Origin of the sequence: Thioalkalivibrio sp. (assembly GCF_007692535.1) — a bacterium.
Lineage (GTDB): Bacteria > Pseudomonadota > Gammaproteobacteria > Ectothiorhodospirales > Ectothiorhodospiraceae > Thioalkalivibrio.
Genome location: NZ_REBW01000245.1, coordinates 1 through 5048 on the forward strand (window position 1 = coordinate 1; position 5048 = coordinate 5048).

The window sequence follows — 5048 nt, forward strand, 5'->3', positions numbered from 1 at the left end:
CCCGGCGACGAAAAGCCGCAAACGTTAGGTCGGGTTAACGTGAAAGTCACGGCCATGCCCGCGCCCCCCCTGTGGGAGCGGGCCTCGCCCGCGAACGCGCCGCAGGCGCGCCCGGCGCTGGCGGCCCACCTGACGCCATTTCGCGAGCAAGGCTCGCTCCCACACGGTAGCTTCCAACATGGTGCGGTAACCCGATGGCCAATGGCCTTTCATGGTCGGGGGTGGCCCGAGGCCATGACAGTTAGCCCAAAGGGCGTAACCCGACGGGTCTCTGGGCACAGGGCAGCGTCGTCGCTGGCACCCCGGCACGTCGGGTTACGCTACGCTAACCCGACCTACAGAACTTTGACGCTAACCCCTGGACCCGGACGGCAACACGATGGACGACTCCCCACGCATCACCATCCTCGGTGCCGGATCCTGGGGCACGGCCCTGGCGCTGCAGGCGGCCCGGCTGCATCCGGACGTGCTGCTCTGGACGCGGGACCCGGCGCAGGCGGCGCTGCTCGAGGGCAGCCGCGAGAACGCACGCTATCTTCCGGGGGTTCGTTTTCCGGAGCATCTGCGCGTGGTCTCGGAGCAGGACCTCGCTGTGGCCGGGCGCGACCTGCTCCTGATCGCGGTACCCACCAGCGGCTTCCGGGAGACTCTGCGCTGGGTTGCGGGACGTCTGCGCGACGGCCAACGCATCGCCTGGGCCACGAAGGGACTGGAAACCACCACCGGCGCCTGGCTGCACGAGGTGCTGGAGGAGGAGCTGCCCGGCCAGTCGCCGGCGGTACTGTCCGGGCCGTCCTTCGCGGCCGAGGTCGCGCGCGAGCAGCCGACGGCGTTGACGGTGGCCGCGGCGGATCCTGAGCTCGGGGAGCTGGTGTCGCAGGCCTTTCACGGCCGTTCGATGCGCGTCTACAGCAATGTCGACGTGCTGGGCGTGGAACTCGGTGGGGCCTTCAAGAACGTCCTGGCGATCGCCGCCGGCATCTCCGATGGCGCCGGTTTCGGGTCCAACGCCCGCGCCGCGCTGATGACCCGGGGTCTGGCGGAACTGCAGCGCCTCGGTGCCGCAGTGGGCGCCCGGCCGCAGACGCTCACGGGGTTGTCGGGCCTCGGAGACCTGGTCCTGACCTGCACAGACGACCAGTCGCGCAATCGGCGTCTGGGTCTCTACCTGGGGCAGGGCTTTGACCTGGAAACCGCCCGGCGCCGGATCGGCCAGGCGGTCGAGGGTGCGGAGACCGCGCGGGTCGCGGTGGCCAAGGCGGAGCAGGCTGGCGTGGAGATGCCGATCTGTGCCGAGGTGCACGCGGTGCTGTACCAGCGCCGCCCGGTCCGCGAAGCCGTCCGCCGCCTCCTCGAACGCGACCCCGTCGCCGAGGACCTGTAGCCCCGGTCTCCGGCCGCGAACGGGCGGGGAATCCCGGCCGAAGGTCGCTCCTTATCGGGGGGTGGTGAAAATTCTTTTGCGCTGTGATGCCGGGTCGAGGAACTTATCGATTGCGTGGCCGTCACAGTTACAAGCGCTTACCCCAGCGCTTCCCGCTTCCCTCCCTGAGCGGGACGGTTTCGGCCCCCCCTGCCGAAACCACTCTTGCCCCGGTCATCCCCCTGTGACCGGGGCATCTTTTTTTGGCGTCCCGTCCGCTTCCGGGTCGGCGGCGTCGAGCCATTCGAGAAGCAGCCCCTGCAAGTCCTCTACGCCTTCGCGCTTCAATGCCGAGAGCGTCTGCAATGTCGCCTCCAGGCCCAGTTCCTCCAGCTGCCGGCGGGTCGCGAGCAACTGCTTGCCGGCCTCGTTCCGGGACACCTTGTCGGCCTTGGTCAGCACGACGTGCAACGGGCGGGGATTCGGTTCCAGCCACTGCAGCAGCTTCCTGTCGAGGGGGGTCATCGGCCGGCGGATGTCCATGATCAGCACCAGGCCTGCGAGGGTCTCGCGCTCGCGGAGATACTGACCGATCAGCCGGTCCCAGTGGGCGCGTTGCGCCGGCGGCACCTTTGCGTAGCCGTACCCGGGCAGGTCGATCAGGCGTCGCCGCCCCTCCGGAGGCAGACGGAAGACATTGATCTCCTGGGTTCGGCCCGGCGTGCGGCTGACGCGGGCCAGCGCCCGCCGGCCACACAGCGCGTTCAGCGCGCTGGACTTGCCGGCATTGGAACGACCGGCGAACGCGATCTCGGGTCCGGGGTCGGTTGGCAGATGGGCGATTCGGGTGGCGCCAAGGACGAACTCGGCCTCGCGAAAGGGGTTTTGCATGTTGTTCCTGAACTGGAGCGTGCCGGTATGGATTTTTTGCCGGGTACGGGGCCATGTGCTATATAGTGCGGCCCTTATTTTGATTCCCCTGAGCCAGGGGATACAAGGACCGGCGTTGCCGGCTCGTGCATTCCAAGCTGGAGTATCACTCATTATGAACTACATGCGTTCAAGCCTCTTCGCGGTCCTGTCCATCGCGCTGGCACTGCCCATGGGGTTGCAGGCTGGGGACCCGGCTCGCGGGCAGCAGTTGTCCCAAGCCTGTGCGGCCTGTCACGGCAGCGATGGTAACAGCGTAAACCCGGAATGGCCCAAAATCGCCGGCCAGCATGCCGAGTACACCTACAAGCAGCTGATGGACTACAAGTCCGGCCGCCGCGAGAACGCACTAATGGCGGGGCAGGTCGCGAACCTCGACGAGCAGGACATGCGCGATCTGGCCGCATTCTATGCGCGCCAGCAGCTCTCCCCGGGCACCGCGGACGAGGACGTCGCCGAGCGCGGCGAGCGCATCTTCCGTGGCGGCATCCCCGCCTCCGGTGTCGCCGCCTGCACCGCCTGCCACGGCCCCACCGGCCAGGGCAATCCGGCAGCAAAGTTTCCCGTGGTGGCCGGGCAGCATGCCCAGTACAATTCCGACCAGCTGCGCTACTTCCGCAGCGAGCAGCGCGCCAATGACAACGGGCGGATGATGCGCAATCTGGCCGCGCGCATGTCCGATGCCGACATCCGGGCCGTCGCCGAGTACATGGCCGGACTGCGCGCCGAGTAAGCCCAGCCGGACGCGCGCTCCCCGCGGGTGGCTTCGGCCACCCTTTTTTTTGAGGGCCCACTGGCAGGGATTGACGCCAGCAGGGATTGACGATGGACGCGCGGCGAACGAAAGTGGCGCCCACGCGTCCAATGGACGTTCGCCGTCCCCGTATCGGGGGTTACCGCCGCGCCTCGGTTTTGCGGCAGCACGACATGGAGAGATGGATACATGAATCGACGCCGTTTTATGGGTTCTCTGGTGGGCGGCAGCGTCCTGCTGGCATCGGGCGCCGCTTTGGCACGTTCGTACACCGCGGGCATCGACTACCGGCGGTTGGTCCCGCGGGTCGACACCGGGCTGCCCGAGGGCCGCATCCAGGTGCTGGAGGTCTTCTGGTACGGGTGCCCGCACTGCTACACCTTCGAGCCGCTGGTCGAGGCGTGGAGCAAGGACCTGCCGGAGCACGTCGAGTTCAGCCACATGCCAGCCGCTTTCAACGATCTCTGGGCCCTGCACGCACGGGTCTATTACGCTGCGGCCCAGATGGACGTCCTCGACCAGATCCATCAGCCCTTCTTCGACGCCATACACGCCCAGGGCCGCAACATGCGTTCCGAGAGCGCGATCCTGCGTTTCGTCGATCAGCGCGGGCTGGATGCCGATGCCTTCCGCGAAACCATGCGTTCGCCCGAGGTCACGGAGGCGGTGAGCGAGGCGGGACTGCTGATTCAGGCCTTCCAGGTCGAGGGCGTACCGTCCATGGTGGTCGATGGCCGGGCCATGGTCTCCGCCGGCATGACCGGCAGCCACGAGGGCATGCTGCGCGTCGTTGATCATCTGATCGAGGAGTATTCCTGACCGATGCCTGGAAGCGCTTGCCGGTCGATGCCAGGAACGATCGGCAGCGCTTGCGTGTCTTAGGGTAACGGGGGGAACCGGCTCGGGATCGGGTCGTTGGCCCTGGCGCCGAAGTTGCGCCCTTGTCTTGCGGGCGCTTCGGCACGACACTTTCCTCAGATACATACGGAGACACCGGTTGTCCCTAGTCAGCCTGGACGAAGCGAACGGCGGCCCGCTTCTTGAGCCGACCGCCACCGAAGCCCCCGACCGCAGGCGTCTGCGCCTGTTGAGCTTCAATGCGCAGGTCGGCATCCCCGCCTCGCGCGTGCACCACTACCTCACGAACAGCTGGAAGCATTTCCTGCCCTTCGACGGACGCATGGCCAACCTGGATCGCGTGGCGCGGTTCATCTCCGGCTTCGATCTGGTCGGGCTGCAGGAGATGGATGCCGGAAGCATGCGCAGCAATTACGTGGACCTGACCGCCTACCTGTCCGAGCGGGCCGGTTTTCCGCACGCCTATACCCGCGTCAACCGCGATCTCGGTGCGTTCGCGAAGCATTCCCTCGGGCTGCTGACCCGGCTGGAACCCGAACGCGTGGTGATGCACCGCCTGCCGGGACGGATCCCAGGGCGCGGTGCGATCGAGGCGCGCTTCGATCTCGCCAATGGCGAATCGCTGGTCGTCTTCCTCGTGCACCTGGCCCTGGGCCGGCGCGCGCGACGCGCGCAGCTCGACTATGTTGCGGAACGGCTGGCGCGGGAGCCGCACGCGGTGGTGATGGGGGACTTCAACTGCCACCCGGAAAGCCGCGAACTGAAGCAGTTGGTCTCGCGCACGGGTCTGCTCGACCCGATGCCCAGCGCCGCCACCTATCCCTCGTGGGATCCCCGCCGGGTCTTCGACCACATCCTGCTGACCCCGGACCTGAGCGTCAGCGACATGCGGGTCTACAACGTGAATCTCTCCGACCACCTGCCGGTCGGCATCGAGATCGAACTGCCGGGCGAGGGTCGCGTCATCGAGGCCGCGCACTGATCGCAATGCGGCCGTGGGCACGGCGCTGGTCGGGCTCCTGATCGACGCAATGCCCGGATTCTGCCGGTCGTGATTCGAGGCGGCTTCACGGTACCATGGGATGTCCTGACCCCGAACGGAGTGAAGTGATGCCTGGAAACGCCGGCAAGGGCCGCCCCGTG

General features: G+C 67.3%; 5 protein-coding genes. 4 read left to right on the plus strand and 1 reads right to left on the minus strand.

The genetic code is table 11. The features are described 5' to 3' along the window. Positions 1–379 precede the first annotated feature (379 nt). Positions 380–1384: an NAD(P)H-dependent glycerol-3-phosphate dehydrogenase gene (locus tag EA346_RS13720; RefSeq protein ID WP_296759546.1), complete on the plus strand. Its 1005-nt coding sequence runs from the start codon at positions 380–382 to the stop codon at positions 1382–1384. Between the two features lie 213 nt (positions 1385–1597). On the opposite strand, the gene yihA is transcribed toward EA346_RS13720, so the two are convergent. After that, positions 1598–2254 (minus strand): ribosome biogenesis GTP-binding protein YihA/YsxC, encoded by a 657-nt coding sequence (gene yihA, locus EA346_RS13725; protein WP_296759548.1) that lies wholly within the window; start codon positions 2252–2254, stop codon positions 1598–1600. 154 nt (positions 2255–2408) lie between these two features. On the opposite strand from yihA, the gene EA346_RS13730 reads away from it, so the two are divergent. The 3 genes from EA346_RS13730 to EA346_RS13740 all read left to right on the plus strand — a co-directional run bounded on the left by EA346_RS13730 (position 2409) and on the right by EA346_RS13740 (position 4887). Then, complete coding sequence (locus EA346_RS13730; RefSeq protein ID WP_296759550.1) at positions 2409–3026, plus strand: cytochrome c4; 618 nt, start codon at positions 2409–2411, stop codon at positions 3024–3026. Between the two features lie 210 nt (positions 3027–3236). After that, a complete protein-coding gene (locus EA346_RS13735) occupies positions 3237–3866 on the plus strand; it encodes a thiol:disulfide interchange protein DsbA/DsbL (RefSeq protein ID WP_296759552.1) in 630 nt (209 codons plus the stop codon). Positions 3867–4125: 259 nt separating this feature from the next. Beyond that, the gene (locus tag EA346_RS13740) at positions 4126–4887 is read left to right on the plus strand and encodes an endonuclease/exonuclease/phosphatase family protein (RefSeq protein ID WP_296759553.1); all 762 of its coding nucleotides are present in this window, start codon (positions 4126–4128) and stop codon (positions 4885–4887) included. Positions 4888–5048 lie beyond the last annotated feature (161 nt).

Coding starts and splice junctions, on each gene's coding strand:
- EA346_RS13735 (WP_296759552.1), top strand. CDS start 3,237: ATGAATCGACGCCGTTTTATGGGTTCTCTGGTGGGCGGCAGCGTCCTG.
- yihA (WP_296759548.1), bottom strand. CDS start 2,254: ATGCAAAACCCCTTTCGCGAGGCCGAGTTCGTCCTTGGCGCCACCCGA.
- EA346_RS13720 (WP_296759546.1), top strand. CDS start 380: ATGGACGACTCCCCACGCATCACCATCCTCGGTGCCGGATCCTGGGGC.
- EA346_RS13730 (WP_296759550.1), top strand. CDS start 2,409: ATGAACTACATGCGTTCAAGCCTCTTCGCGGTCCTGTCCATCGCGCTG.